The sequence below is a fragment of the Kaistia adipata DSM 17808 genome (assembly GCF_000423225.1).
GTDB classification, from domain to species: Bacteria; Pseudomonadota; Alphaproteobacteria; order Rhizobiales; family Kaistiaceae; genus Kaistia; species Kaistia adipata.
Window position 1 is genome coordinate 582,007 of record NZ_KE383992.1, and the last position, 26,534, is coordinate 608,540.

Consider the following 26,534-nt stretch of genomic DNA (forward strand, 5'->3'; position numbering starts at 1 on the left):
ATTGTCGGATGGCAACGCTGACGCTCGACGGGGTTCGCAAGTCCTATGCGAACACCCCCGTCATCCATGGGGTCTCGATCGATATCGCCGACGGGGAGTTCGTCACCCTCGTCGGGCCGTCGGGCTGCGGCAAGTCCACGCTTCTGCGGATGATCGCCGGGCTCGAGACGATCTCGAAGGGCGAGATCTCGATCGGAGACCGGGTCGTCAACGACCTGGCGCCGCGCGATCGCGACATCGCCATGGTGTTCCAGAGCTACGCGCTCTATCCGCACAAGAACGTCGCCGAGAACATGGGCTATGCGCTCAAGCTGGCGGGGCGGCCGAAGGCGGAGATCGAACGGCGCGTCCGCGCGGCGGCCGAGATTCTCGACCTGGTGCCGCTCCTGCAGCGCAAGCCGGCCCATCTTTCCGGCGGCCAGCGCCAGCGTGTCGCCATGGGGCGCGCCATCGTGCGCGACCCCAAGGTGTTCCTGTTCGACGAGCCGCTTTCCAACCTCGACGCCAAATTGCGCGTGGCGATGCGGGCCGAGATCAAGGAGCTGCACCAGCGCCTCAAGACGACGACAGTCTATGTCACGCACGACCAGATCGAGGCCATGACCATGGCCGATCGCATCGTGGTGATGAACCAGGGCGTTGTCGAGCAGGCAGGCCGCCCGCTCGAGCTCTATGACCGGCCGCGCAACCTCTTCGTCGCCGGCTTCCTCGGCTCGCCGGCGATGAACCTGATAACCGGCACGGTCGAGGCGACCGGTGCCGCCGCCAACCTGGTGACCACCGACGGCGAGCGGCTGCCCCTGCCGGGGCTGCGGCCCGGGCTGGCGGGGCGCAAGCTGATCCTCGGCATCCGGCCGGAGCACATCGCGCTCGCCACGGCCGACGACGGAAACAGCTTCCAGGTGCGCGTCGCCGTCACCGAGCCGACCGGCGCCGAGACGCTGGTCTCGGCCCGCCTCGGCGCGACCGAGATCGTGCTCGCCATGCGCGACCGGATCGAGCAGGGGGCCGGCGCGACCCTCAACCTCACCTATCCGGCCGAGCGGCTGCATCTCTTCGACGCCGAGACCGGGCTCCGCCTCGACTAGCGGAGAGCTCCGGAGGGGACCGGCCGCGGTCTCCGATGCCGGGCCGACCGCCTCATGCGGCGGTCCGTCGCGACTCGGCGCCTTGTCGTCCCGCGCTCTCGAAAGCTCGGGCCGGCGCCCTATTTCCGTGGGCGCCGGGGGGATCGTGCGTGCCCTGCCAGCGCCGGCCGGGCAGGGTTGCAACGTCGAGACGCCGGCCTTCGTTCACAGGAGATCATGACCATGGCCCGTCGTTCCCTTGTACCCTTCGGCAGCAGCCAGATGAGCAGCATCGACCCCTTCGTCTCGCTTCAGCGCGGCATGAACCGTCTCTTCGAGGACATGTTCAGCACGGCGGGCCTGCCGGCGACCGGCGCGGAGGGCCAGGAGGGCGCCGTGCTGATGCCGCAGATCAATGTGTCCGAAACCGACAAGGAGATCCGCATCACGGCCGAGTTGCCCGGCGTCGCGGAAAAGGATGTCGAGGTCACCCTGGACGACGACGTGCTGACGATTCGCGGCGAGAAGCGCATGGAACAGAAGGAGGACCGGGAGAACTACCACTTCGTCGAGCGGTCGTTCGGTCGTTTCATGCGGTCGCTTCGCCTGCCGCAATCGGTCCTGCGCGACCAGGTCCGGGCGAATGTCGAGAATGGCGTCCTGACCGTGGTCCTGCCGAAGAACGCGGCGCAGGAAAAGACCCGGCACATTCCCGTTGGCGGCGCCGGCAAGGGCAGCGGCACCAGCCATTGAGGCGGTCAGTCGTGGCGCCGCCGCGCGGGGCGCGGCGGCGCTCGTTCTTTCAAGCGATGCGGTTGCCGCTGTCCGGATCGAACAGGCTGATCGAATCCGGATGGATCGTCAGGCCGAGCGTCTCGCCGGGGGCGATGGCGAGCTTCGGGCCGAGGCGGGCGGTGAGCGACTGGCCACCGAGCGTCAGCACAACCAGCGTATCCGGGCCGGTCGGCTCGACGACGTCGACCGTGCCGGTCAGATCCGGTGCCGACGCATTGGCGGCGAAGGATTCCGGCCGCACGCCGAGCACCACCTTGCGGCCGGCGAGGGCGTCGAGATTGGACGCGACGCGGGGCAGCCGGATCGTCGTCGGATCCTTGCCCTCCGTGCGCAACACGATGTGCTCGCCGTCCCGCGCGAGCGAGCCATGGACAAAATTCATCGAGGGCGAGCCGATGAAGCCGGCGACGAACATGTTCGCCGGCTTCTCATAGGTGGTCATCGGGTCGGCGAGCTGCTGGATCACGCCGCCCTTCATCACGGCGATGCGGGTGCCGAGCGTCATCGCCTCGATCTGGTCGTGCGTGACGTAGACCACCGTGGTGCCGAGCCGGTTGTGCAGGCGCTTGATCTCGGTGCGCATCTCGGCGCGCAGCTTGGCGTCGAGGTTGGAGAGCGGCTCGTCGAACAGGAACAGTTCCGGCTCGCGCACGATGGCGCGGCCCATGGCGACGCGCTGGCGCTGGCCGCCCGAGAGCTGGCCCGGCTTGCGGTCGAGCAGGTGGTCGACCTGCAGCATCCGCGCCGCGCCGTCGACGGCGCGCTTGCGGGTGTCGGTCTCGACGCCGCGCATCTCCAGGCCGAAGCCGATGTTCCGCTCGACCGGCATGGTCGGGTAGAGCGCGTAGCTCTGGAACACCATGGCGATGTTGCGGTTCTTCGGGTGGACGTCGTTGACCCGCTTGTCGCCGATCAGGATGTCGCCTGATGTCGGCGTCTCCAGCCCGGCGATGATGTTCAGCAGCGTGGACTTGCCGCAGCCGGACGGGCCGAGCAGCACCAGGAACTCGCCATCTTCCAGCTTCAGGTCGATGCTTTGCAGCACGTCCAGCGATCCGAAGCTCTTGCGCACGCCGTTCAGCGTCAGTGTCGACATGATGGTGTCCTCAACCCTTGACCGCGCCGGCGGTGATTCCGTGAACCATGGTCCGCTGCACGATGGCGAACAGGATCATGACGGGGATGATGCTGATGATGCCGCCGGCGGCGAGCACGCCCCAGGGCAATTGGAATTCGCCGACCATCAGCTGCAGGCCGACCGGCCAGGTGCGCGAGCCCTGGCTGGTGGTGAGCATCAGCGCGAACAGGAACTCGTTCCACGCCGCGATGGCGACGAAGACCGAGGTGGCGACGAGGCCGTTGCGGGCGAGCGGCAGCACGATGCGGACCATGGCGCCGAGCCGCGTGCAGCCGTCGATGCGGGCGGCGCTCTCCAGCTCCTTCGGTGCCGCGTCGAAGAAGCCCTTCAGCATCCAGACGAAGAGCGGCAGCAGGAAGCTCGTATAGGCGAGCGCCAGGCCGAGCCGGCTGTCGAGCAGGCCGACGCCGCGCATCAGGATGAAGAGCGGGATGATCATCAGCACGGCCGGGAACATGCGAATGACCAGGTAGCCGAGCATCAGCGCGCTGCGGCCGCGATAGTGGAAGCGCGAGAAGGAATAGGCGGCGAGCGTACCGGTGATCAGGCAGAGCAGGACGGTGGTGGCGGTGACGACGAAGGAGTTCATCACCAGGGTCGGGAAGCCGGACTGGGTCCAGATCGCGACGTAGTTGTCGAAGGTGATCCGCGTCGGGATGTACTGGATCGTCTGGGTGACGATGTCGGCCTCGTGCTTGAGCGAGGTCAGGAAGGTCCAGACCAGCGGGAAGATGCAGAACACCGTCAGCGTGATCAGCACCGCATAGGTGGCGATGTTCCAGGCGAGACGGGCGCGTCGGCTTGTCGTGATCATGGGGCTAGTCCTGGTTCACCTTGGAGACGCGCACATAGGCCCAGGCGAACAGCATCAGCAGGATGAACATCACCACCGAGAGCGCGCCGGCATAGCCGAAGTTGAAGTCCTTGTAGGCCTTCTGGAACGCGTAGAGCGACAGCACCTGGGTCGACTGGCCGGGGCCGCCGCCGGTCAGGATCAGGAGGAGGTCCGGCGAGTTGACGAGGCCGATGACGCGCAGGATGACGGCGGCGGCGATGACCGAGCGCAGCATCGGCAGCGTGATCAGGCGCAATTGCCGGATCGGGCCGGCGCCGTCGACCGAGGCCGCCTTGTAGAGGTCGTCCGGAACGCCCTTGAGGCCCGCGAGCAGCAGCAGCGCGAAGAACGGGAAGCCGTGCCAGGCCTCGACGAGGATGGCGGCGCCGAGCGCGGTCGCGGGATCGGCGAACCAGGCCTTGTAGCTTTCGAGAATGCCGACGCGGACGAGCAGGTCATTGATGACGCCGAGGCGCGGATCGAGCAGCAGCGCCCACATGTGGCCGGCGACGACGTTGGGCAGGAAATAGGGCAGCAGGATCAGCACGCCCATGATCTTGGTGCCGGGCAGGTTGCGGTTCAGTGCCAGCGCCGCGACGAGGCCGAGCGCGAACTCGATCACCACGGCGAAGGTGACCCAGACCGCGGTGTTGCGCAGCGACAGCCAGAATACCTTGTCGGACCACATGTAGATGTAGTGCTTGAAGCCGACGAAGCCGGTGCCGAGATCGGGCCGGTTCAACCGCATCTGGCGGAACGAGAGCTGGAAGCCATAGACGGTGGGATAGAGCACCACCGCCAGGATCAGGATCGCGCTGGGGACCAGCAGCAGATACATCCAGTACCGGCTTTCGGAGAGGCGGCCGAGCGCCGCCGCCGGGTCGAGCCGCCGCCAGATCGACTGTGACGGTTCGGAAAAGGCTGACATGCGTTCGGCCATCCCGTTTTCCTCAGACGATCAGGAGCGCGGTGCGCTCAAGCTGGGCCCAGTCCGGCTCGAGGCCGAGGCCCGGGGCTTCCGGGACAGTGATGTAGCCGTCGACGACCGGCAGCTCCGCCATGGTGGCGAGGCCGGCGATCTGCTCGCTCGACATCACGAGCTGCTCGTAGAAGTCGTTGTTGGGAATGGCGCCGCAGATATGCGCGTTGGCGACGCCCATGCCGTGCACCTGGGCGCGCATGCCGTGCGATTCAGCGAGATGCGCCACCTTCATCGCGCCGGTGATGCCGCCCTTGTAGAAGGAGGAGGTGCGCATCATGTCGAGCGCGCCCATGTCGATCCAGGTGGCGGCGTTCCAGTGGCAGCCATCCGAGGTCTCGGCGGCGAGCACCGGGATCTCGAGCTGCTCGGTCAGCTTGGCGTAGCTTCTGAGGTCGAACTCGCGCATCGGCTCCTCGTACCAGAGGAAGCCGGCGTCCTCGAGCTGGCGGCCGAACCAGAGCGAGGTGACGAAGTCCCAGCCGGCCGAGCCGTCGAACATCAGCACTGCGTCGTCGCCGGTCCACTTGCGCAGATTGTGCGAGAGCTTGGCGTCCTGCTTGGCGTCGCCCCAGGCATGCAGCTTGAAGGCGGTGAAGCCGACATCCATGCATTCCTTGATGTGGCGCTCATACTCTTCCATCGTGTCCCAGGTGACGGTCGAGGCGTAGGCCTGGATGCGGTTGGAATTGCCGCCGAGCAGCTGGTAGAGCGGCAGACCGGCCTTCTTGGCCTTGATGTCCCAGGCGAGCTGGTCGATCAGGCCGAGATGGCGCATGTGCAGCTCCTCGATCCGGTCGATTTCCCAGATCTTGGTCCAGAGCCGTTCGGTCAGGAGCGGGTTCTCGCCGATCAGCGACTTGAAGCGGCGGCGGGTCAGGCTGGCGATGGTCTCGCCGTCGCCGATCTGGATCGCGCCGGTGATGCCTTCGTCCGTGTCCATGCGCAGGATCGCGGATTTCGGGCGCTGGTCGAGCGGCGTGCCGTCGCCGGAGCCGGCGAGGCCCTCGCGCCAGCGGAAGGCGTATTGCGGGTGATCGTCCTCGACGATGTAGGCGCGGATATCGGTGATCTTCACATGCGGCTCCCGGCGCGCGCGGCACGCCTGACAGGCTCGGTGGGGAAAAAGGACATGGTGCCCGGCACGGACGGCGTGCGCCGTGCCGGGATTTGGAGGCTCGACCGGTGCCGGGACCGGTTCGCCGTTACTTGACCTCTTCGAGGCCGGCGATCATCTCGTCGACGGCGTCCTCGGCGGAGAGCTGGCCGATCAGCACCTTCTGGAAGGCGGCGAGCACGGTGTGCTCCGACCAGCCGGCGATGCCGACGAAATTGGCCGGCAGGATGCCGAAATCGAGCGTCTCGACGGCCGGCGCATAGAGCGGGTTCGAGGTGATGCGCTCGTCCTTGACCACGGCGGCGTTGGCCGGGAAGTAGCCGGTCTTCTCGAGGAAGGCGATCGCCGGCTCCGCCTGGCCCCAATAGCTGATCCAGTCCCACGCCGCGTCGGCGTTCTCTTCCTTCATCAGCGCATTGTAGAGATAGGCGAGGCGGGCGACGCGGGAGACCGGGCCGGCCGGAATGGCGAAGGTCTTGAACTCGACGCCGGGCTTCAGCGCCGCCGAGATCTCCTGGAACGAGCCGGTATGGTGCCAGATCATGCCGGTCTGGCCGGTGCGGAACGCTTCCATGATCTGGCGGTAGCCGTCGCCCGGCGCGCTCGGCGGCACCACCTTCTCGGTGGTGAACAGGCCGGCATAGAACTTGACCGCCTCGATCGCCTTGTCGCGGTCGAGGCCGATATTGCCCTCGGCGTCGACGACCGGCGCGCCGAAGGATTCCATCATGTCGAGCACGTATTTCTGGCCGCCGGCGCCGCCGCGCATGCCGAAGCCGTAGCGGCCCTTGGCCGGGTCGGTCAGCTTCTTGGCGACCTCGACGAACTCGGCATAGGTGGTCGGCGGAGCGGCGATGCCGGCTTCCTCGAACCAGTCGGAGCGGTAGTAGCCCCAGTCGACGAAGGCGAAGGCCGGCACGCCGTAGATCTTCTCGTCGCGCGAGATGCCCTTCCAGCGGTCGGCCGGGAAGTTGGCCTTCTCCGGCCAGGCGTCGACGCGGGCGGTGATGTCGACCAGGCCCTCCATCGCCAGCATGTCGGCGAGGCGCTCGGCCGTCACCATGGTGGTGTCGGGCCGGCTGCCCGAGACCACGGCGGCGGTGAACTTCGCCATGAATTCCGGGTTCGGGATGTTTTCCTGGGTGACCTTGATGTCGGGCTTCGCCTTGGCGAAGGCCTCCATCACCGCCTGCAGGCCGGCGAACTCGGCCTGGCTGGTGAAGTGGTGCCAATAGTTGATGTTGCTGGCGGCGAAGGCGCGCATCGGCGCGAAGGCGGCCGATGCGGACAGCGCGGCGGCGCCCACCATCAGGCTGCGGCGGGTGAGATTGGCGACCATTGGATCCTCCCAGTGTCGACCTATGACTGATCTCTGGTCGCCTCTCCTGCAACCAAAATCACCTCCTGATTATTCACATCGGCATTCTGATAGCAACAGGGTCGCTATTTCATATATGAAGAATGTGCTATAGACGCCGTCGAGGAGGAGCACGAGACCATGACGCAGACGGCGGAAGCCCCCACGAAACTCAGCCAGATCGCCTATCAGCGCTTCAAGGAGGCGCTGTTCTCGCGCCGGATTCCGATCGGCGGGACGGTGTCGCAGGGCGAGCTGGCGGAATTGCTGCAGGTGCAGACCGGCGCGCTGCGCGAGGCGATGCAGCTGCTGGAGAAGGAAGGGTTCCTCACCGTCCTGCCGCGCTCGGGCATCCGCATCGTCAAGCCCGACATGAGCCACCTGAAGGATTGCTTCCAGATGCGGCGCGTCCTGGAAGGCGAGGCGGTGCGCCGCTTTGCCGAGCGCGCAACGATGGGGGAACTGGCCGACTGGCGGGCGCGCCATGAGGGGATCATCGAACTGGCGCGCGGCGGCACCGTCGAGACGGCGCTGATCCAGCGCTCGGCCGAAGTCGACCAGGCCTTTCACGAGGCGCTGCTCGAAAGCACACGCAACCCGCTGATGATTTCCGCCCATTCGCACATGATGGAGCAGATCGGCGTCATCCGGCTCGACAACATGTACATGCTGTCGGCGCTCGCCATCGTGCAGACGATGCAGGAGCACCTCGCCGTCATCGTCGGGCTGGAAGGGCAGGATCCCGACGCGGCGGTCGCCGCGATGGACGCCCATCTCGCCCGCGCCATGCACCGCGCGATGGGCCTCTGAGGAGGCGCCTCAGCGCCTCCCGAACGATCCCATCGCGGCCGCGTGGCGCGCCACGAGGTCGAGGCCGAACGCGGTCGGCCGCAGGGCCGGGCCACGGTCGTGCACGGTCAATCCGGCGCGTGCCGCGAACAGCCGCTTGCCGTAGCAGATCAGGGTCTCGAGCGACTGCATGACGAAGACGATCGCCGGCACCATCTCGGCGTAGCGGGCGTCGGCCGCCGGGTCGCCGGCATCGTAGAGCCGCATCACCTCGACGGCGCGGTCGACCAGGTCGGGCGCCAGCAGGAAGCCGGCGCAGCCGGCGCGGAGATTGTCGAGCAGTTCCAGCCCGCCGCGGCCGTTGAAGACGTCGATCCGGCCCTCGGTGCGGGCGATCAGCCGCTCGATGCCGACCGCCGAATCCTCGGCCTTGATCAGCGTCATGTTGGGATGACGCTCCATCAGGGTCGCGATGTCGTTGGCGTCGAGGCCGCGACCGAGATATTGCGGCGCGTTCTGGATCGCCACCGGCAGATCGGTCTGCGCCATGATGCGGCTGAAGAAGGCGATATATTCGTCGGCGCCATAGCTGCCGACGGCCGGCGGCTGCAGGATGATCCAGTCGGCCTTCGCCGCTTCCGCCGCCCGCACCAGCGCCACCTGCTCCTCGACCGACTGGCCGAGGATGGTGAAGCCGACCGGCACGCGGCCGCCGACATCCTCGGAAACCCACTGCATCAGCGTGCGGCGCTCGTCGACGGTGAGCTTCGCCACCTCGGTGGCGAGCCCGAGCGCGGCGATGCCGGCGACGCCGGCGTCGAGGCAGAGCTCGACCTGGCGGCGCATGGCGGCGCGATCGAGCCGCTCGTTCTCGTCGAAGAAGGCGTAGAGGATGGCGTGGACGCCGCGGACGGTCATTTGGTGGCTCCCATGGTGAGGCCGCGAACCAGCTGTTTCTGGAAGATGAAGACGAAGGCGAGTACCGGCACAAGCATCAGCACGGCCGAGGCCGAGAGTTCGCCCCAGCGCACCTGCTGGTAGCCGACGAAGGAATAGAGGCCGACCGGCACGGTGCGGATCTCGTTGGTCAGCACCAGCGAGAACAGGAACTCGTTCCAGGAGAACAGGAAGGAGAGGATGGCGACGGCGGCAATGCCGGGTAGCGCCACCGGCAGGCAGATCTGACGGAACGCCTGGAAATAGGTGGCGCCGTCCATGAAGGCGGCTTCCTCCAGCTCGCTCGGCAGATCCTCGAAGAAGCCCTTCATCAGCCAGACGACGATCGAGAGATTGATCGCGACATGGGCGATGACGAGGCCCGGATAGGTGTCCATAAGCCCGGTGCGGACATAGAGCACGAAGAACGGGATCAGCATGGCGACCGGCGGCGTCATGCGGGTCGAGAGGATCCAGAAGCCGTAATCGGCGTTGCCGCGAAAGCGGTAGCGCGCCAGCACATAGGCGGTCGGGATGCCGAGGGCCAGCGCCACCGCCGTCGTCGCCAGCGCGACGATCAGCGACGAACCGAAATAGCTCCAGATGTCGCCGGCCGAGATCACGGCGAGGTAGTTGTCCCAGATCGGCTGGAACAGGAAGCGCGGCGTGCGCGCCATCGCGTCGACCTGCCGCTTCAGGCTCATGCTGGCGAGCCAGTAGATCGGGAACAGGCACCAGATCGCGAAGGCCCAGAGGATCAGCCGGCGCAGCCAGGGCGCGGCGGCGCGCGAAAGCCGGGTGGCGGGCGAAAGCGGGCGCAGGTTTACGCGGGCGGCGGGGCTTGTCATCGTGATCTCGGCCATCAGAGCGCCGCCTTGGGTTTGAACAGGTCGACCCGGCGCAGGAACAACTGGCTGGCGACGATGGTGACGATCAGCATGACGATGGCGATCGCCGCGGCATAGCCCATCGACAGGAACTCGATGCCCTGCTTGTAGGCGAGCAGGTTGAGCGTGCGCGTCGCGACGCCCGGCCCGCCATTGGTCAGGACGAAGATGATGTCGAAGGTCTTGAAGGCGTCGATCGAGCGGAAGACGATCGCCACCGCCAGATAGGGGAACAGCATCGGCAGCGTGTGCTGGAAGAAGATCGCGAGCGGTCCGGCGCCGTCCATGCGCGCCGCTTCCAGCGGCTCCTCGTCGAGCGCGGCGAGGCCGCCGGCGGCGATCAACAGGATGAAGGGCGTCCACTGCCAGCTGTCGACCAGGATCAGCGACACCAGCGCCATGGTCGGCGAGCCGAGCCAGTCCTGCGCCGGCAGGCCGACGGTCTTCAGCATGTAGTTGAACACGCCGAGCGTCGGATTGAACATCATGCGGAAGGTGAAGACCGCCGCCACCGGCGTGATCGCCATCGGCAGCAGGTAGATCAGCCTGAGCGCCGAGACGGCGCGGGTCTCGTGATGCAGCAGCGCGGCGATGCCGACGCCGAGGACGAGCTGCAGCCCGACGGCGATGACGGTGAACAGCACCGTGATCCAGGCCGCGTTCCAGAACTCGCTGCTCGAGAACAGCGCGATGTAGTTGCCGAGGCCGACAAAGGCGATGTCGTTCGGCGCGGTCAGCGAATAATTGGTCAGCGAGAAGCCGACGCTGACGACGAAGGGGATGAGCGTCAGCCCGGCCAGGAGCACCGTCGCCGGCGTCAGCATGAGCAGGATGAAGCGATTGCGGCTGCGGGCGGCGGAGGAGCGCATCTTGGGAAATCCAGTCGGATGCGGGGCGGCTCGCGCCACCCCGCTGGTCAGTTTCGGAGAACGCGCAGGGATCAGCCGCCGATGGCGGCCCGCATCTTCTCCGCCGCCGCCGTCATGGCCGACTGCGCATCCTTGGCGCCGGTGACGACCTCGTTCACGCCGATGCCGAAGGCGTCGAGGATCTGCGGCCCCTTGGCATGGAACCAGGTCGCCTTCATCAGGTCGGCGTCGGCGGCGTTCAGGTTTTCCAGCACGGCCGTGACGGCCTGCTCGCCGAAGCGCTCGCCGAAGGCGCTGGTCTTCCAGGCCGAGGTGCGCTGGGTGGCGAGGCCGGCGGCGGCTGCCATCGCGGCGGTCGGCTTCGAGGTCGCCCAGAGCAGGAACAGGAAGGCCGCGTCCTTGTTGGCGGCGTTCGGGTTCATGCCGATCGTCCAGTTGTAGATGTTCGGCTTGGCCGGCTTGCCGGCGGCGACCGGCATGCCGCCATAGATCGCCTGTCCGGCGACGGCGCTCTTGTCCTTGTTGCCGATGTCGGTGGCGAAGTTGGACGAGTCGCTCGACATCGCGACCGCGCCGGCCATGAAGTCGTTCAGGCACTCCATCCAGTGGTAGTTGCCGATGCCGATCGGGCCGGCCTCGCGCAGCAGCTTGCCGTACATGTCGATCGCCGCGACCGCCTCGGGCTGGTCGACCGCGACCTTGCCGTCGAGGTCGATGATCGCGCCGCCATAGGAGAAGACGAAGCCGCCGGCCGGCCAGGTGGCGCCGTCGCCCGACTTGGCGCGCATGGCGATGCCGGCGACGTCGTCGGTCTTCAGCGCCTTGGCGGTGGCGAGCAGCTCGTCCATCGTCTTCGGCAGCGCCAGGCCCTTCTCGTCGAGCATGGTCTTGTTGGCGAAGAGGGTCTGCGCCTCGGCCGTGACCGAGACGACATACTGGTTGCCGTCGGCCCAGGTCTGGTAGGCGCGCGTCGACGGGAACAGGTCGTCGACGTCCCACCAGGCGAGGTCGGCCAGCTTCGGATCGGCGAACATCGGGCCGAGCGGCTCGAGCCAGCCGGCGGTGACGGCCTGGCCGAGCGCCCAGACCATGTAGACGTCCGGCGTCGCGCTCTTGGCGCCGAGCTTGACCGGCAGCGAGGCGATGTATTCCGACTCCGACTGGGTCTGAACCTTGACCTCGATGCCGGTGAGCTTGGTGAAATGCGGCACCAGCGGGGTGATCGCGTCCATCCAGGGGTGCTGGACGCCGTTCAGCACGATCGTCGCGCCGCTCTGGCGCTTCCAGTCGATCTTGGCCGATTCCCACTGGCCCTTGATGTCGTCGAACACCTCGCTGGCGAAGACCGGCACGCCGCGCACCGACAGGATGCCGGCGCCGGACAGGATCGCGGTCGCCTGCAGCAGGCTGCGGCGGGTAATCGGCAGATGGAGTCCGCCCTTCGGCGGCAGAACGGATTTCGACATGTTTCCTCCCGGACTGTGCCGACGCGACCGGCGGTCCTCTCCGCCCGCCGCGCCCATCGATCGCCTCCTGCGACCGATTCATCATACTCATCGAGTTGATAAGTAGGACTTAATGGTGGTAAGAATGGGACTTGAGATGCGGGAATGTCAAGCTGCCCCGGCGGCGGTTCCTAAATCCGGTGACGGGATGGCGGCGCGGGAGAGGTGCCCGTCCGGTCACGGCGAGGAGCAGGGAGGACGATTTGGTCGACGTACAGCTGCGCGGCGTGCAGAAGCGCTGGGGTAATTTCGCTGCCATCCAGGATCTCAATCTCGAGATCGCGCATCAGGAGTTCCTGGTGCTGCTCGGCCCGTCGGGCTGCGGCAAGACGACGACGATGCGCATGATCGCCGGGCTCGAGCCGGTCACGGGCGGCGACATCCTGATCGGCGGCGAGCGGGTCAACGACCGGCCGGCGCGCGACCGCGACATCGCCATGGTGTTTCAGAACTACGGGCTCTACCCGCATTTCACCGTCGGCGAGAACATCGAATACCCGCTGAAACTGCGCAATCTGCCGGCCGACGAGCGCCAGCGCCGGGTGCGCGCCGCGGCCGAGAAGGTGCATCTCGAGCACCTGCTCGAGCGCCGCCCCCGCGCGCTTTCCGGCGGCCAGCGCCAGCGCGTCGCGCTCGCCCGCGCCATCGTGCGCACGCCGAACCTGTTCCTGATGGACGAGCCGCTCTCCAATCTCGACGCGATCCTGCGCGTCTCGATGCGGGCCGAGCTGAAGCGGCTGCATCACGAGCTGAAGACGACGACGATCTACGTCACGCATGACCAGATCGAGGCGATGACGCTGGCGACCCGCGTCGCCGTCATGAACAAGGGCGAGATCGTCCAGCTCGGCACGCCGGAAGAGATCTATGAGGATCCGGCCTCGCTGTTCGTCGCCACCTTCATCGGCTCGCCGCCGATGAACCTGATCGCCGGCACGCTGGCGAGCGGCGCCTTCAGCGCACCCGGCATGCGGCTGGGCGGGTTCCCGATTCAACTTTCCGGCTCCGTCACGCTCGGCATCCGGCCCGACCACATCGACGTCGCCGATCCGGACGCGGCGGACATCGTCGGCACCGTCTATTCGGTCGAGTATACCGGCTCCGGCATGCAGGTGACGGTGCAGCTGGGCGAGACGCGCATCACGGTCATGGCCGATTCCGGCTTCCGCCCGCAGCTCGACGAGCGCGTCGGCTTGCGCATTCGCCCCGGGCATACTTTCCTCTTTGACACGAAGAGCGAAAAGCGCCTTCGCTTCTGACGGGACCGATCAAGATGGCTTTTGATTACATCCTTGCCGGCGGCGGTTCCTCCGCCTGCGTCGCCGCCACCCGGCTGGTGCGCGACCACGGCGCCCGCGTGCTGCTGATCGAGCGCGGCCCGTCGCATTACGCCAGGCTCATGCAGATGCCGGCCGGCTACATGAAATATCTCGGCCGCGAGGATTTCCTCGAGATGCACCACACGGTCGAGCAGCCGCGCCTCGGCGGCCGCGGCCCGATCGTGCCGCAGGCGAAGGTGCTGGGCGGCGGCAGCTCGGTCAACGCCATGGTCTATATGCGCGGCCAGCGCGACGACTACGACCATTGGGACGATTTTCTCGGCGGCGGCACCGGCTGGAGCTATGCCGACCTCTTGCCGCACTTCAAGGCGCTGGAAAAGAACCAGAAGTTCAACGACGCCTATCACGGCATCCATGGCAGCCTGCTGGTCTCGGATCCCGGCCAGATCTGCGACATGGCGCAGGACTATATCCTCGCCGCCCAGGGCGCCGGCATTCCCTACAATCCCGATTTCAACGGCGTGCGCCAGAACGGCGTCGGCGTCATGCAGCACACCATGGGCGTCGTGAACGGCCGCATGCGCCGCAGCGACGCCGTGTTCTCCTTCCTGTCGCAGGTGATGGACGACAAGCGCCTGACCGTCGTCACCGAGGCGCTGGTGACGCGCATCCTGTTCGAGGGCAATCGCGCCGTCGGCGTCGAATATGTCCAGGAGGGCAAGCGCGTCGAGGCGCGCGCCGAGCAGGAAGTGCTGGTCGCGACCGGCACCTACAACACGGCGAAGCTGCTGATGCTCTCCGGCCTCGGTCCGGCGGCGCATCTGCAGGAGCACGGCATCGCGGTCAAGGCCGACCTCGCGGGCGTCGGCCAGAACCTGCAGGACCACCACGAGGTCCCGGTGATCGCCACGACCAGGGGGCCGAGCGGCTATTTCGGCCAGGACAAGGGCTGGCCGATGCTGCGCAACGGCCTGCAATATGTGCTGTTCGGCACCGGGCCGGTGTCGACCACCGGCATCGAGACCTGCCTGTTCTACGATCCCGATGGCGGCGAGCGGCCGACGGTGCAGCTCTATTGCGCGCCGATCGTCTATCTCGACCGCGACGTCACCGACCAGAAGCCGACCTATGGCGTGACGCTGACCTCCTGCCTGCTGCGGCCGAAGGCGCGCGGCTCGGTCAAGCTTCGCTCGGCCGATGCCGCCGACAAGCCGCTGGTCGATTCCAACTTCTTCGGCGATCCCGACGACCTGCGCCTGACGATCGCGTCGATGCGCTTTGCCCGCAAGCTGCTCGCCACCGATCCGATCGGCCCGAAGATCAAGGACGAGCTGATGCCGGGCGCCGCCAGGGTCAGCGATGACGAGCTCGCGGCCTTCTGCGCCAAGACGGTGAAGACGAACTATCATCCGTCCGGCTCGGCCCGCATGGGTCGCGACGACGACCCGATGGCGGTGCTCGATACCAAGCTCCGGGTCCGCGGCGTCGAGGGACTGCGCGTCATCGACTGCTCGGCGATCCCGTTCATCCCGTCCGCCAACACCAATGCGATCGCGCTGGCGCTCGGTAACAAGGCCGTGTCGATCCTGATGAACGAGACCGTCGCGCCGGCCGTACTGGATCGCTGACCGGCGGCGCGATGCACTGTATGGTTGCGCGCGCGGGGCCTTGACACCCGTGTTTGGAAGGGCCGCCCGAGGGGCGGCCGGAGTTGTGAGAACGATCGTGGTCGCTGACCGTACCGCCCCGAAGGGGGCCCCCCTGACCGGCGAGCGCAAGAAGGCTCGCACCCTTGTCGATGACGCCGTCCAGACCATCGGTCGCGATATCGTCTGGGGCGAGCATTCACCGGGCGAGACGCTGCCGGTCGAGGCCGAGATCGCCGCCGATCTCGGCGTCGGCCGCAACGTCGTGCGCGAGGCGATCAAGATCCTGTCCGCGAAGGGCCTCGTCCGCGCCGGCCGCGGCACCGGCATGGTCGTGCTGCCGCGCGGCGAATGGAACTATCTCGATCCGGACGTCATCCAGTGGAACCTGGACCATCCGGAACTGCGCGACGAGCTGATCGACGAGCTGAGCGGGCTGCGCGCCATCATCGAGCCGCAGGTCGCGGCGCTGGCGGCGACCGCCGCGACGACGGTCGAGGTGCTTCGCCTGTTCGAGGCCTACGAGCTGATGGCGAACGCGCCGGACAAGTTCGCCGGCATCGAGGCGGACGTGCTGTTCCACCGCCGCCTGTTCGAGGCTTGCCACAACAAGATGATGCTGAGCCTGATGCGCACGGTGTTCGTCGTGCTCCGGGCCAATTTCGACCTGGCGATCGAGGTCGATTTCGTCTCGTCGCGCTATCCCGACGACCACAAGCTGGTCGCCGAGGCGATCCATGACCGGGATCCGGAGCGCGCCCGCGCCATCATGACGGCGCTGCTCGACAAGAACATCGAGAACCTCGCCACGATGCGCCGCGCGCGCAGCCGGCTCGGCCAGGCCTCCTGACCTTCTGCCACCACCATGCGGGCCGGTCGCCCGCGGCGCATTCATTCGAGGAAACATGACCCGCAAGACCCCACTCCGCTCGCAGGCCTGGTTCGGCGGCTTCGACAAGGACGCCTTCATCCATCGCAGCTGGATGAAGAATGGCGGCCTGCCGGACGACATGTTCGACGGCCGGCCGGTGATCGGCATCTGCAACACCTTCTCCGAATTCACCCCCTGCAATGCGCATTTCCGGCCGCTGGTCGAGGAGGTGAAGAAGGGCGTGCTCGACGCCGGCGGCTTCCCGCTGGAATTCCCGGTCTTCTCCTGCGGTGAATCCAATCTCCGCCCGACCGCCATGCTGTTCCGCAACCTCGCCTCGATGGATGTCGAGGAGGCGATCCGCGGCAACCCGATGGACGGCGTCGTGCTGATGGCCGGCTGCGACAAGACCACGCCGTCGCTGCTGATGGGCGCGGCGTCGTGTGACCTGCCGACCATCCTGCTCTCCGGCGGCGCCATGCTGAACGGCAAGTTTCGCGGCAAGGACATCGGCTCCGGCACGGATGTGTGGAAGTTCTCCGAGGACGTGCGCGCCGGCGTGATGAGCCAGGCCGACTTCATGGCGGCGGAAAGCGCCATGTCGCGCTCGCCCGGCCACTGCATGACGATGGGCACCGCCTCGACCATGGCGTCGATGGCGGAATCGCTCGGCGTCACCCTGCCGGGCAACGCCGCCTATCCGGCCGTCGACGCCCGCCGCGCCCGCCTGGCGCGGCTGACCGGCCGCCGCGCCGTCGCCATGGTCAACGAGGATCTGCGCCTGTCGAAGGTGCTGACCCGCGCCGCCTTCGCCAACGCCATCCGCATGAACGGCGCGATCGGCGGCTCGACCAACGCCGTCGTGCACCTGCTCGCCATCGCCGGCCGCGTCGGCGTCGACCTGACGCTCGATGACTGGGACGCCTTCGGCCGCGACATCCCGACCATCGTCAACCTGATGCCGTCGGGCAAATACCTGATGGAAGACCTCTGCTATGCCGGCGGCATTCCCGCCGTCATGGACGCGATCCGCGACCTGCTCGACCTCGGCGTGCTGACCGTCACCGGCCAGACGCTGGGCGAGAACATCGAGGGCGTCGAGAATTTCGATCCCGACGTCATCCTGCCGCGCGACAAGGCACTTGTGCAGAACGGCGGCATGGCGGTGCTGCGCGGCAACCTCGCGCCCGACGGCGCCATCATCAAGCCGTCGGCGGCGTCGCCGGAACTGATGCAGCATCGCGGCCGCGCCGTCGTGTTCGAGGACATCGACCACTACAAGGCGCGGGTCGACGATCCCGATCTCGATATCGACGCCAGCTGCATCATGGTGCTGAAGAACTGCGGCCCGAAGGGCTATCCCGGCATGGCCGAGGTCGGCAACATGGCGCTGCCGCGCAAGCTGCTGCAGCAGGGCGTGCGCGACATGGTGCGCATCTCGGATGCGCGCATGAGCGGCACCGCCTTCGGCACCGTCGTGCTGCACACCGCGCCGGAAGCCGCCGTCGGCGGCCCGCTGGCGCTGGTCCAGGATGGCGATTTCATCGAGCTCGACGTCGCCGGCCGGCGGCTGCATCTCGATGTCAGCGATGAGGAGCTCGCCCGCCGCCGCGCGCTGTGGCAGCCGCTGAAGCCGGCCATGGAGGGCGGCTACCAGTCGCTCTATGTCGAGCGCGTGCTGCAGGCCGACAAGGGCGCCGATCTCGACTTCCTGGTCGGCTGCCGCGGCCACGCCGTGCCGCGCGAGAGCCACTAGGCTTTCGCGACTGGAAAGCACCGCGCAGGCTTGACGATGGCAGCCTGCATGGGTTCAAGGGGGCGGCGCGCAAGCGCCGCCTTTCTGGAATTTGCAGATGCCCTCCATGCCTGCCGCGCCTTCGGGCGATCTCGTCGCTCCGACTGACGCCGCGCGGGGGATTCCGCGTCTGATCGATGCCGCCGTCGAGGTGCGTCACTGGCGCTCGGCGTACGCCTTCCGGGCCGAACTCGGCGTCCGGCCGCGCGTCGCGCTGCCGGTCAGCTACAACGACAAGATGTTCTGGCGCCGGATCTTCGATCGCAATCCAGCCTTCGTCGGCTATTGCGACAAGCTCGCCACCAAGGAAATCTTCCGTCGCCACGCGCCCGATCTCGCCCTGGCGCGGACGATCTGGACAGGGTCGGATCCGGCCGAATTGCCGGATGCGCTGCGCCGCTCCGATGTCGTGGTGAAGATGAACGCCGGCTGCGCCCGCAACTGGTTCTTCCATGAGCGGCCGGACGACGAGGCGGCGTTCCGGAAAACATGCCGGCGCTGGCTTTCGCGTCCCTACGGGCGTCGCTATGGCGAATGGGCCTATGGCGAGGTGATCCCGCGCCTGTTCGCGGAGGAGGTCCTGATGCCGGACCCCCGCGGCATGGACGAGATCAAGGTGCACCTCTTCTCCGGCGAGGTCTTCTACGCCCTGGTCTATCGTGGCGAGAAACTGCCGACCGGGCTTTCGGGCATCTTCGACGCGACCGGGCGGCGCCTGCGCGTGACCAACACGCTGGTGGCGCGCAATCCGGCGCGGGCCTTGTCCGGTTCCTACCGCGTGCCGGACTGCTATGGCGAGGCGATGCGGGTGGCGCGGCGCGTCGCGGCGGGAACCGACTATCTGCGGGTCGATTTCATGGTCGTCGACGGCAAGCTGCATGGCGGCGAGATCACGCCCTATCCGACCGCCGGGCTGATGACGAATTCGGATCCGGCCGTGCTCGCGGCGATGGGGAGGTGCTGGGATCTCCGCCAGTCCTGGTTCCTGTCGACGCCGCAGGACGGATGGCGCGCCGCCTATCAGCGGCGGCTGCGCCGCCATGTCGACGCGCTCGGCAGCGACCCGGTTCCCACGCTCGCCTGAGCCGCGCGCCCGGCCCTCGTCACGGCCGGGGCGGGTGTTTCACGTGTGACGAAATCCGCGGCGCGCGCGCCGGCGTCGTGGCCCGGCGCAAATAAGCTCGATCTCCCGGTTTGACTTTCGCGTCGGTCGGCTTATGTCTGTTGGACCATGCTGACCTATTCGACCTTTCGCCGTTCCCTGCACCATGCGGGTTTTCTGATCGCGGGCCACTAGCCCCGGGTTCGGCGCGTCTTCGCCCCGGACACGGGGTTTGTGCCAGCATAACCTTCAACACATTCCAGGAAGTCGGTCTCTTTCTGCCCTAGGGCGCCTTGGCGTCCGCCAGGCGGGGCCGATCCAGCCACACGCCCCGGAACATTGTCGCGCGCGGCGATGTCCGGACGCATTCATTCTCGATCCGTACTGCTCTTCCCAACGGGGGCAGGGCGATGGAAGATCAATTCGGGACCCGCGTCGCTTGCGAGCAGGTGCGGTCCAATTTGGAGACGAAGACCATGACCACGCGCAGCGCCGGCCGCCTGAAGCCTCGCATCACGATCCTCGCCGCCGACCACGAGCGGCTGTCGACGCTGGCGCGCGCGGCGGCCAACACCCATCCCGATGTTTCGGCGATCCTGACCGAGGAACTCGACCGGGCCCGCGTCGTCGCCGATGCCAAGCGCGCGCATCCCTTCGTGCGGATGGGGCATGTCGTCGAATATCGCGACGACACCGCCGGCACGGTCCGCAAGGTCACGCTCGTCTATCCCGAGGATGCCGATATCGGCCAGGGTAAGATCTCCGTCCTCACCCCGATCGGCGCGGCGCTGATCGGCGTCGGCGTCGACGAATCGATCAGCTGGGAGACGCGCAATGGCGAGCTGAAGCGCCTGACCGTCCTCCAGGTCGGCGACGCAGCGAGCGCCTGATGCGCGATCGCGCCGCGCCTCCGTCCGGTCCTCGGCGCTAAAGGCGGGGGGAACGTCATGGATGGCTGGCTGCAGGCGCTTGTCGACTTCATCGCCGCGCATCCGCACTGGGCGGGCCTGCTGGTGTTCGTCACCGCGATGGCGGAGTCGATCGCCGTCGTCGGCATGATCGTGCCGGGATCGGCGATCCTGATCGCGATCGGCGCCGTCGCCGGCCTCGGCGACCTGTCGCTCTGGCCGGTTCTGGTCTGGGCGACGCTCGGGGCGATCGCCGGCGACGGGCTCTCCTACTGGCTCGGCCATCGCTACAAGGAGCGGATCCGGACGATCCCCGCCCTCCGCGCCCGCCCGGAGCTCTTCACCAAGGGCGAGGCGTTCTTCGTGCGCCATGGCGCGCTCAGCGTGGCGATCGGCCGGTTTGTCCCCGGCGTGCGCGCCGTCATCCCGCTCATTGCCGGCATCGCCGGCATGCGGCCGTTCCCGTTCTACGTCGTCAACGTGCTCTCCGCCCTGGTCTGGGCGCCGGCCCATATCCTGCCCGGCGCCGGCGTCGGGCTGGCGCTCGGCGTGCTCGGTTCCATCGCCGGCCGGCTCGTCGCCATTCTCGTCGCGGCGCTGCTGCTTGTCGCCATCGCGATCTGGGCGGTGCGGGTCGCGCTGCGCTGGGTGCTGCCCGGGCTCGAGCGGCATTATCGTGCCTTCATCGACGCCGCGAAGCGGCGCGACACGCGGATCGACCGCGTGCTGGTGGCGCTGTTCGATCCCGACGATCCCGGGACGTCGACGCTGCTGGTGATGGGCACGGTGGCGATCGCGCTCGCCGCCGCCTTCTTGTCGCTGGCCGAAGACGTCTTCATGCGCGAGCAGGTCACGCGCATGGATTCCGCCGTCAGCACGCTGGTGCAGGGCTGGCGGACGCCGCGCCTCGACGCTGTGATGATCGCGATCACCAGCCTCGGCGACGGCGTCGTTATCATCGCCGTGCTGGTCGCGGCGGTGATCTGGCTCGTCGCCCACCGTCGGCGCAAGCTCGCCGCCGGGTTGGTCGTGACGATGGCGCTGGCCGCACTCGCCGTGCCGCTCCTGAAGAGCGCCCTCGTCGTGCCGCGCCCGATCGATCTCTATGCCGGGGCCGACGCCTTCAGCTTTCCGAGCGGCCACGCCACGCACGCCGCCGCGCTCTATCTGTCGCTCGCCTGGCTGGCGACGCACAATGCCGCGCTGCGCTGGAAGATCCTCGGCTTCGTGCTCGCCGGCCTGCTGGTCGGCGCGATCGCCGTGTCGCGCGTCTATCTGGCGGCGCACTGGCCGTCGGATGTGCTGGCCGGCCTGGCGCTGGGATCGATGCTGGCGGCGCTCTACGCGCTCGTCTTCCGCCGGCTCGATATCCGCTCGATGCGGCCGCTCCGGCTGGTGGCGCTGGTGGTCGCCGTGCTGGCGGTCGGCGGCGGTCTTCGCATCCAGACCCATTTTCCCGCGGCCTGGGAAGCCTATCGGCCGCGCGTCGCCGAGACGATGGTGGCGGCTTCGCTCTGGCGCGATCACGACTGGGCGCAGTTTGCCGCCGACCGCTGGGAGCTCGACGGCTCCGATGGCGGCGCGTTGACGCTGCAGTCGGATCTCGATCCGGCGCGGCTTGGCGCGGCCCTCGCCGCCGCCGGCTGGGAGCCCGCGCTGGCCGACGATCTCGCCGGCGCGGTCCGCTTCCTGTCGCCGCAACCGTCGATCGACGCGCTCCCGCCGCTGCCGCTGACCCATGCCGGCCGCTTCGCCGCGCTGACGCTGGTTCGCCCGCTCGAGGCGGACAGCCGCCTGGTGATGCGGTTCTGGCCGACGACCGCCTTCGCCGAGGCCGGTCCCCGGCGCGACCGCATCCTGCTGGGCTCGGTCAGCGAGGAACGCCTCCGCCGTCCGCTCGGCTTCGCGTCGCTGCTGCGCGAGCGCGAGCTGGCGCCGGCCGTCCAGCTCGCCCTGCTGGGCCCGAACCCGGCCTTGCCTGGCGTCGCGCTGCTGCCCCGGGAATCGGCTGGCCGGCACGTCCTGCTGCTCGCGCGCCCCGACTGAGCAAGCCGGGCCTCCGCCTTCTCTATCTCAGGCCGAGTTCGCGCAGACGCTCGTCCATGTAGCTGCCGGCGGTGTGGCGTTCCGACAGCGCCACCTCGGGGCGCGGCTGCAGGAAGAGCGGCAGCGACAGGCGCGAACGGCGCGCGCCGTCGTCGCTCGGATTGACGACCCTGTGCGTGGTCGACCGGTAATAGCCGCGCGAGGCTTCCTGCAGCATGTCGCCGACATTGACGATGAGTGTGCCGGGGTCGGCCGGGACGTCGATCCAGCGGCCCGATCGGGTCAGGAGCTGCAGGCCGCGCTCGTTCGAGGCGGGCACGACGGTCAGGAGGTTGATGTCCTCATGCGCCGCGGCCCGGACGGCGCCCGCTTCCTCGCTGCCGGTCAGGGGCGGATAGCGCAGCACGCGCAGCAGCGTCGTCGGGCTCTCGCGGATCATCGAGGCGAGCGGCATCGGAAAGCGGTCGGTCACCTCCGCCGGCGTGTTGGCCTCGACCCAGGACAGCAATTCGCCGGCGAAGTCGCTGGCGATCTCGAAATAGCGCCGCGCCGCGCCCGAGACCTCGCCCGGATAGCGGCCCCAGGGAAACAGGTGGAAGAACTCCTTCAGGTCGCGCTTGTCATTGCCCTTGGCCGTCTCGGAGACGGTGGCGGGGAAGAAGCCATCCAGACGCGTCGGGTCGAAGGCATAGGCGTGCTTCGCATCGCTCTCGAAGAAGGCGAGCCACTCGGCATGGATCGTCTGCACCAGCTCGCGCGGGATCGGGTGCCTGCGGATCACGGCGAAGCCGGTGCGTCGCAGCGATTCGGTGAACAGGACCGGCGCGTAGGGATCGTCATAGGACAGGGCGGTGACGCCGTCGTCGATGCGGTGCACGGGATTGAGCTTGGCCAAGGGACGCTTCCTTTCGCAGACAGGGCATCGCAACCAATGCTTGCTTTCGTCGGATCGATACCACCCCTGGCGGATTCCGCAATGATCGATGTCACACTGGCGCCGACCGTGCCGTCGATCCGCGGCATCCTGTCATTCGGGCCTCGCCGGATGGCTGTGGGCCCGCTGCAACAGGCCCCTCGAATGGTGAATTGGACCGGTCGTCCAAACCATTCGTTAACGCTGTTCTTCGTATCCCTGAGCGACCAGCAACGGTCGGCCAGACCGCGTATCAGGGTCAGCGACAAACATGCGTTCTTCCAACAGGCCTCCCCAGTTCACCACCATCCATGCCGTCGATCCGACGAGCCGTTCCTACCGCGATCGGGAGGCGCCCTCCCATCCGGTGCAGACGCGCTCGGCCGCTCCGCCGGCATCGCGCGACGAGCCGGTCCTGGGACCGGACGGGGAGCCGCTGCCGACCTGGCTGCAGCCCTTCACCGCCGGCATGAATGCGCGCTTCACCCGCACGCCGGATTATCTGCGCCGTCCCCGCCAGGCCGAGCCCGAGGTCGAGCTCGCGGCGGAAGCCGAGGTGGTGGCCGATGTCACCGTCGAGCCCGTCGTCGAGGCGATCGCTCCCGAGGTTCTCGTGGCTCCCGAGGCTCCCGTTCTCGTCGTCGACGAGCCGGTGACCGAGCCGGTCGCGGCCGCCCCCGAGATCGTCGAGCCGGCCGCGGCGCTCGTCGCCTCCAACCCGGCTCCGACGCCGCCGGTCGCCAGCCTGCTCGCCGCCTTCGCGCCGCGTGCCGCCACGACCATCCTGGCCGTGCCCGCGCCGGTCGCCGGGGCGCCAGAGCCCGCCGTGGAGCCTACCGCTCCCGTGGCCGAAATCGCCGCCGTCGTCGCGCCCGCCGCGCCGGAGGCGCCCGCCGCCGAGGCGGACCGGGCACGCGAGCTCGCCGCCGCCGCCCAGCCCTCGAACATCCGTCGCCTCGAGCGCCTGATCCAGGTTGGCCGGTCGACGCCGGTGCCGGGCACCGTCGTCGGTCAGGCCGAGCGCTCCACCGCGCCCGAGGGCCGCGTCAGCCGCCCGGTCGCGCCGGCTCCGCGTGCCCCCGTTCCGCCCGCCGTGGTCGCGCCGGTTTCGGCCGAGCCCGCCCCCGTGGCGCCGGAGCCCGTCGCCGCCGCGCAGCCCGTCGTCCCGGAAGCGCCGGCGCCGGTGGTGCATGCCGATGGCTCCGTCGAGGCGACCATCCGCGTCTGGTTCGAGTGGCCGCGCGCCGTCGCGCCGACCCTCTCGCTCGGCGAACGCGCCCGCAAGGCGCGCTGGGAGCGGCGTGGCCAGCTCGTGGCGTCGGCGGCGCCCGCCGCGCTCGCCGTCGTCGCGCCGCAGCCTGCGCCCGCCGATGACAAGCCGGTTGCCCCTGTCGCCGTCGCCCCTGTCGCGGCGCCCGTCGCCGAGGCCGTTTCCCCGGTCGAGCCCGTCCGGGCCGAGACGACCGTCTCCTTCCATGCCGGCGAATACGAGCTGCCGCCGCTCGAGCTGCTGGCCGAGCCGCCGGTGACCGAGCCGCCCTTCGAGCTCTCGGCCGAGTATCTCGACCAGAACTCGACCTTCCTGCAGCAGACGCTGCGCGATTTCGGCGTGCGTGGCGAGATCATCGACGCCAATCCCGGCCCGGTCGTGACGCTTTACGAGCTGGAGCCGGCGCCCGGCACCAAGTCGTCGCGCGTCATCGGCCTCTCCGGCGACATCGCCCGCTCGATGAGCGCGGTATCGGCGCGTGTCGCCGTGGTCGAGGGCCGTAATGTCATCGGCATCGAGCTGCCCAACCAGACCCGCGAGACGGTCTGGCTGCGCGAGCTGATGGCGAGCGAGGCGTTCGCGGAAGCGAAGGCCAAGCTCGGTCTCTGCCTCGGCAAGACGATCGGCGGCGAGCCGGTCATCGCCGATCTCGCCCGTATGCCGCATCTGCTCGTCGCCGGCACCACCGGCTCGGGCAAGTCGGTCGCCATCAACACCATGATCCTGTCGCTGCTCTACCGGCACCGCCCGGAAGAGTGCCGGCTGATCATGATCGATCCGAAGATGCTGGAGCTCTCCGTCTACGAGGGCATCCCGCACCTGCTGACGCCGGTCGTCACCGACCCGAAGAAGGCGGTCACCGCGCTCAAATGGGCGGTGCGCGAGATGGAGGAGCGCTATCGCAAGATGTCGCGCCTCGGCGTGCGCAACATCGACGGCTATAATGTCCGTGTCGCCGAGGCCCGCGCCAATGGCGAGGTCATCACCCGCATCGTCGAGACCGGCTTCGACCGCTCGACCGGCGAGATGACCCAGGAAGAGCAGGTGATGGACCTCACCCATCTGCCCTACATCGTCGTGATCATCGACGAGATGGCGGATCTGATGATGGTCGCCGGCAAGGACATCGAGAGCGCCGTCCAGCGTCTCGCCCAGATGGCCCGCGCCGCCGGCATCCACCTGGTCATGGCGACGCAGCGTCCCTCGGTCGACGTCATCACCGGCACGATCAAGGCGAACTTCCCGACCCGCATCTCGTTCCAGGTCACGTCCAAGATCGACAGCCGCACCATCCTCGGCGAGATGGGCGCCGAGCAGCTGCTCGGCCAGGGCGACATGCTGTTCATGGCTGGTGGTGGCCGCATCCAGCGCGTGCACGGGCCGTTCGTCAGCGATCTCGAGGTCGAGCATGTCGTCGACCACCTGAAGCGCCAGGGCCGCCCGGAATATCTCGACGCCGTCACGGCCGGCGACGAGGAAGAGGAAGCGGCGGCGCCGGAAGAGGATGTCGCGGTGTTCGACAAGAGCGCCATGGGCGAGGAGGGCGATGCCTATGAGCAGGCGGTGGCGCTGGTGCTGCGCGACCGCAAGGCCTCCACTTCCTATATCCAGCGGCGCCTGCAGGTCGGCTACAACCGCGCCGCCTCGATCATGGAGCGCATGGAGCAGGAAGGCATCGTCGGCCCGGCCAATCACGCGGGCAAGCGCGAGATCTTCATGGAGCGCTAGGGGCACGGCCCCGCCCCCATTCCGACACGAACGGCGGCCCTCGGGCCGCCGTTTTTGCTTTTGCGCCTCTTTCTCTTGAACCGGGCCGGGCGACACCTGCGAGGCGTGGGCGCAACGTCGTCAGGGCGAGTGCCCGCCATCGTGGAAGAGGGAGGCCGTCCGGGGGAGGGGACGGCCGCCGGAGACGCTGCAAGCGCCGCGACGCTGGCGCGCGGCGGCCCCGTCCGGAGCCGGACCCTGCCTGGAACAGGGCTTCATCCGTAGGCCTCCCTGGCGCGCCTGAGGGGCTGGTTCGCCATGCCTGCGGCGGGCGCATGGGAGCCATGCGCTGGCGCGTCCAAAGGGGTGGCGCGCCGAACGGAGCCCCCGGCGGGTGGCCTCACAGGCGCTGCCATCGGATCTCACGATGGTTAACGGAAATTAATGTTTTCAATGGGTTAGTCGGGAATGGCTGGGTTCTGCGGTTTGTTGGGTGGGGCTGGGTTGGTTGTCCACATGGCGGGATTTGGGTTGGCGGAAAAAGTTCGAATTGTCGGAAATTCGAGTTGACGGTTTCGGGAGCTGGGCCTATAACCCGGCTCAAGAACGCGGGCGGCACCGCTGCCAGCGAACGGAAAACTCGTCTCTGAGTTTTGTTATTTGGGTGCTTGACGGGCCATCGGTTGGTGGCTAGATAAGCACCTCTGGTTCGGCCGGTTGGC

Annotated in this window: 21 protein-coding genes; 11 read left to right on the top strand and 10 right to left on the bottom strand. The window is 68.0% G+C overall.

Annotated features, from left to right (window positions below; all coding sequences use genetic code 11):
• The first annotated feature begins 8 nt into the window (after window positions 1–8).
• Window positions 9–1,088: an ABC transporter ATP-binding protein gene (locus G539_RS0123000; protein ID WP_029077295.1), complete on the top strand. Its 1,080-nt coding sequence runs from the start codon at window positions 9–11 to the stop codon at window positions 1,086–1,088.
• Between the two features lie 222 nt (window positions 1,089–1,310).
• The gene (locus G539_RS0123005; protein ID WP_029077296.1) at window positions 1,311–1,820 is read left to right on the top strand and encodes an Hsp20/alpha crystallin family protein; all 510 of its coding nucleotides are present in this window, start codon (window positions 1,311–1,313) and stop codon (window positions 1,818–1,820) included.
• A 49-nt stretch (window positions 1,821–1,869) separates the two neighbouring features.
• Here G539_RS0123005 and G539_RS0123010 read toward each other — a convergent pair whose 3' ends face one another.
• The 5 genes from G539_RS0123010 to G539_RS0123030 form a co-directional block, all read right to left on the bottom strand.
• Entirely contained in the window at window positions 1,870–2,958 is a 1,089-nt protein-coding gene (locus G539_RS0123010) for an ABC transporter ATP-binding protein (protein WP_029077297.1), read from the bottom strand.
• 10 nt (window positions 2,959–2,968) lie between these two features.
• Window positions 2,969–3,814 (bottom strand): carbohydrate ABC transporter permease, encoded by an 846-nt coding sequence (locus G539_RS0123015; RefSeq protein ID WP_029077298.1) that lies wholly within the window; start codon window positions 3,812–3,814, stop codon window positions 2,969–2,971.
• A 4-nt stretch (window positions 3,815–3,818) separates the two neighbouring features.
• Window positions 3,819–4,763, bottom strand: a complete 945-nt coding sequence (locus G539_RS0123020; protein ID WP_051231973.1) for a carbohydrate ABC transporter permease — start codon at window positions 4,761–4,763, stop codon at window positions 3,819–3,821.
• A gap of 22 nt (window positions 4,764–4,785) precedes the next feature.
• Window positions 4,786–5,892 carry an enolase C-terminal domain-like protein gene (locus G539_RS0123025; protein ID WP_029077300.1) on the bottom strand — a complete coding sequence of 369 codons (1,107 nt, stop codon included), beginning with the start codon at window positions 5,890–5,892 and terminating at the stop codon, window positions 4,786–4,788.
• A gap of 127 nt (window positions 5,893–6,019) precedes the next feature.
• Window positions 6,020–7,270 carry an ABC transporter substrate-binding protein gene (locus G539_RS0123030; RefSeq protein ID WP_029077301.1) on the bottom strand — a complete coding sequence of 417 codons (1,251 nt, stop codon included), beginning with the start codon at window positions 7,268–7,270 and terminating at the stop codon, window positions 6,020–6,022.
• Between the two features lie 159 nt (window positions 7,271–7,429).
• Here G539_RS0123030 and G539_RS0123035 point away from each other — a divergent pair, with 159 nt between their 5' ends.
• Window positions 7,430–8,098, top strand: coding sequence for a GntR family transcriptional regulator (locus tag G539_RS0123035; protein WP_029077302.1), 669 nt, complete (start codon window positions 7,430–7,432; stop codon window positions 8,096–8,098).
• A gap of 9 nt (window positions 8,099–8,107) precedes the next feature.
• Here G539_RS0123035 and G539_RS0123040 read toward each other — a convergent pair whose 3' ends face one another.
• The 4 genes from G539_RS0123040 to G539_RS0123055 all read right to left on the bottom strand — a co-directional run bounded on the left by G539_RS0123040 (window position 8,108) and on the right by G539_RS0123055 (window position 12,235).
• Entirely contained in the window at window positions 8,108–8,995 is an 888-nt protein-coding gene (locus G539_RS0123040) for a dihydrodipicolinate synthase family protein (protein ID WP_029077303.1), read from the bottom strand.
• Complete coding sequence (locus G539_RS0123045; protein ID WP_029077304.1) at window positions 8,992–9,876, bottom strand: carbohydrate ABC transporter permease; 885 nt, start codon at window positions 9,874–9,876, stop codon at window positions 8,992–8,994. Before G539_RS0123045 ends, G539_RS0123040 begins: the two co-directional genes overlap by 4 nt.
• Window positions 9,876–10,769, bottom strand: a complete 894-nt coding sequence (locus G539_RS0123050; RefSeq protein WP_029077305.1) for a carbohydrate ABC transporter permease — start codon at window positions 10,767–10,769, stop codon at window positions 9,876–9,878. Before G539_RS0123050 ends, G539_RS0123045 begins: the two co-directional genes overlap by 1 nt.
• Window positions 10,770–10,840: 71 nt before the next feature.
• Window positions 10,841–12,235 (bottom strand): ABC transporter substrate-binding protein, encoded by a 1,395-nt coding sequence (locus G539_RS0123055; RefSeq protein ID WP_051231958.1) that lies wholly within the window; start codon window positions 12,233–12,235, stop codon window positions 10,841–10,843.
• Between the two features lie 242 nt (window positions 12,236–12,477).
• On the opposite strand from G539_RS0123055, the gene G539_RS0123060 reads away from it, so the two are divergent.
• The 7 genes from G539_RS0123060 to G539_RS0123090 all read left to right on the top strand — a co-directional run bounded on the left by G539_RS0123060 (window position 12,478) and on the right by G539_RS0123090 (window position 21,922).
• Entirely contained in the window at window positions 12,478–13,533 is a 1,056-nt protein-coding gene (locus tag G539_RS0123060; protein ID WP_029077307.1) for an ABC transporter ATP-binding protein, read from the top strand.
• 14 nt (window positions 13,534–13,547) lie between these two features.
• Window positions 13,548–15,182 carry a GMC family oxidoreductase gene (locus tag G539_RS0123065; protein ID WP_029077308.1) on the top strand — a complete coding sequence of 545 codons (1,635 nt, stop codon included), beginning with the start codon at window positions 13,548–13,550 and terminating at the stop codon, window positions 15,180–15,182.
• 97 nt (window positions 15,183–15,279) lie between these two features.
• Complete coding sequence (locus G539_RS25930; protein WP_051231959.1) at window positions 15,280–16,050, top strand: FadR/GntR family transcriptional regulator; 771 nt, start codon at window positions 15,280–15,282, stop codon at window positions 16,048–16,050.
• A gap of 55 nt (window positions 16,051–16,105) precedes the next feature.
• Window positions 16,106–17,827, top strand: coding sequence for an IlvD/Edd family dehydratase (locus G539_RS0123075; protein ID WP_029077309.1), 1,722 nt, complete (start codon window positions 16,106–16,108; stop codon window positions 17,825–17,827).
• Window positions 17,828–17,924: 97 nt separating this feature from the next.
• Complete coding sequence (locus G539_RS0123080) at window positions 17,925–18,950, top strand: ATP-grasp fold amidoligase family protein (protein ID WP_156912102.1); 1,026 nt, start codon at window positions 17,925–17,927, stop codon at window positions 18,948–18,950.
• Window positions 18,951–19,444: 494 nt separating this feature from the next.
• Entirely contained in the window at window positions 19,445–19,858 is a 414-nt protein-coding gene (gene rnk, locus G539_RS0123085) for a nucleoside diphosphate kinase regulator (RefSeq protein ID WP_029077311.1), read from the top strand.
• A 57-nt stretch (window positions 19,859–19,915) separates the two neighbouring features.
• Entirely contained in the window at window positions 19,916–21,922 is a 2,007-nt protein-coding gene (locus tag G539_RS0123090; protein WP_029077312.1) for a bifunctional DedA family/phosphatase PAP2 family protein, read from the top strand.
• A gap of 22 nt (window positions 21,923–21,944) precedes the next feature.
• On the opposite strand, the gene G539_RS0123095 is transcribed toward G539_RS0123090, so the two are convergent.
• Window positions 21,945–22,817: a 2OG-Fe(II) oxygenase family protein gene (locus G539_RS0123095; protein ID WP_210162843.1), complete on the bottom strand. Its 873-nt coding sequence runs from the start codon at window positions 22,815–22,817 to the stop codon at window positions 21,945–21,947.
• A gap of 289 nt (window positions 22,818–23,106) precedes the next feature.
• Here G539_RS0123095 and G539_RS25935 point away from each other — a divergent pair, with 289 nt between their 5' ends.
• Window positions 23,107–25,833, top strand: coding sequence for a DNA translocase FtsK (locus G539_RS25935; RefSeq protein ID WP_084640208.1), 2,727 nt, complete (start codon window positions 23,107–23,109; stop codon window positions 25,831–25,833).
• Window positions 25,834–26,534 lie beyond the last annotated feature (701 nt).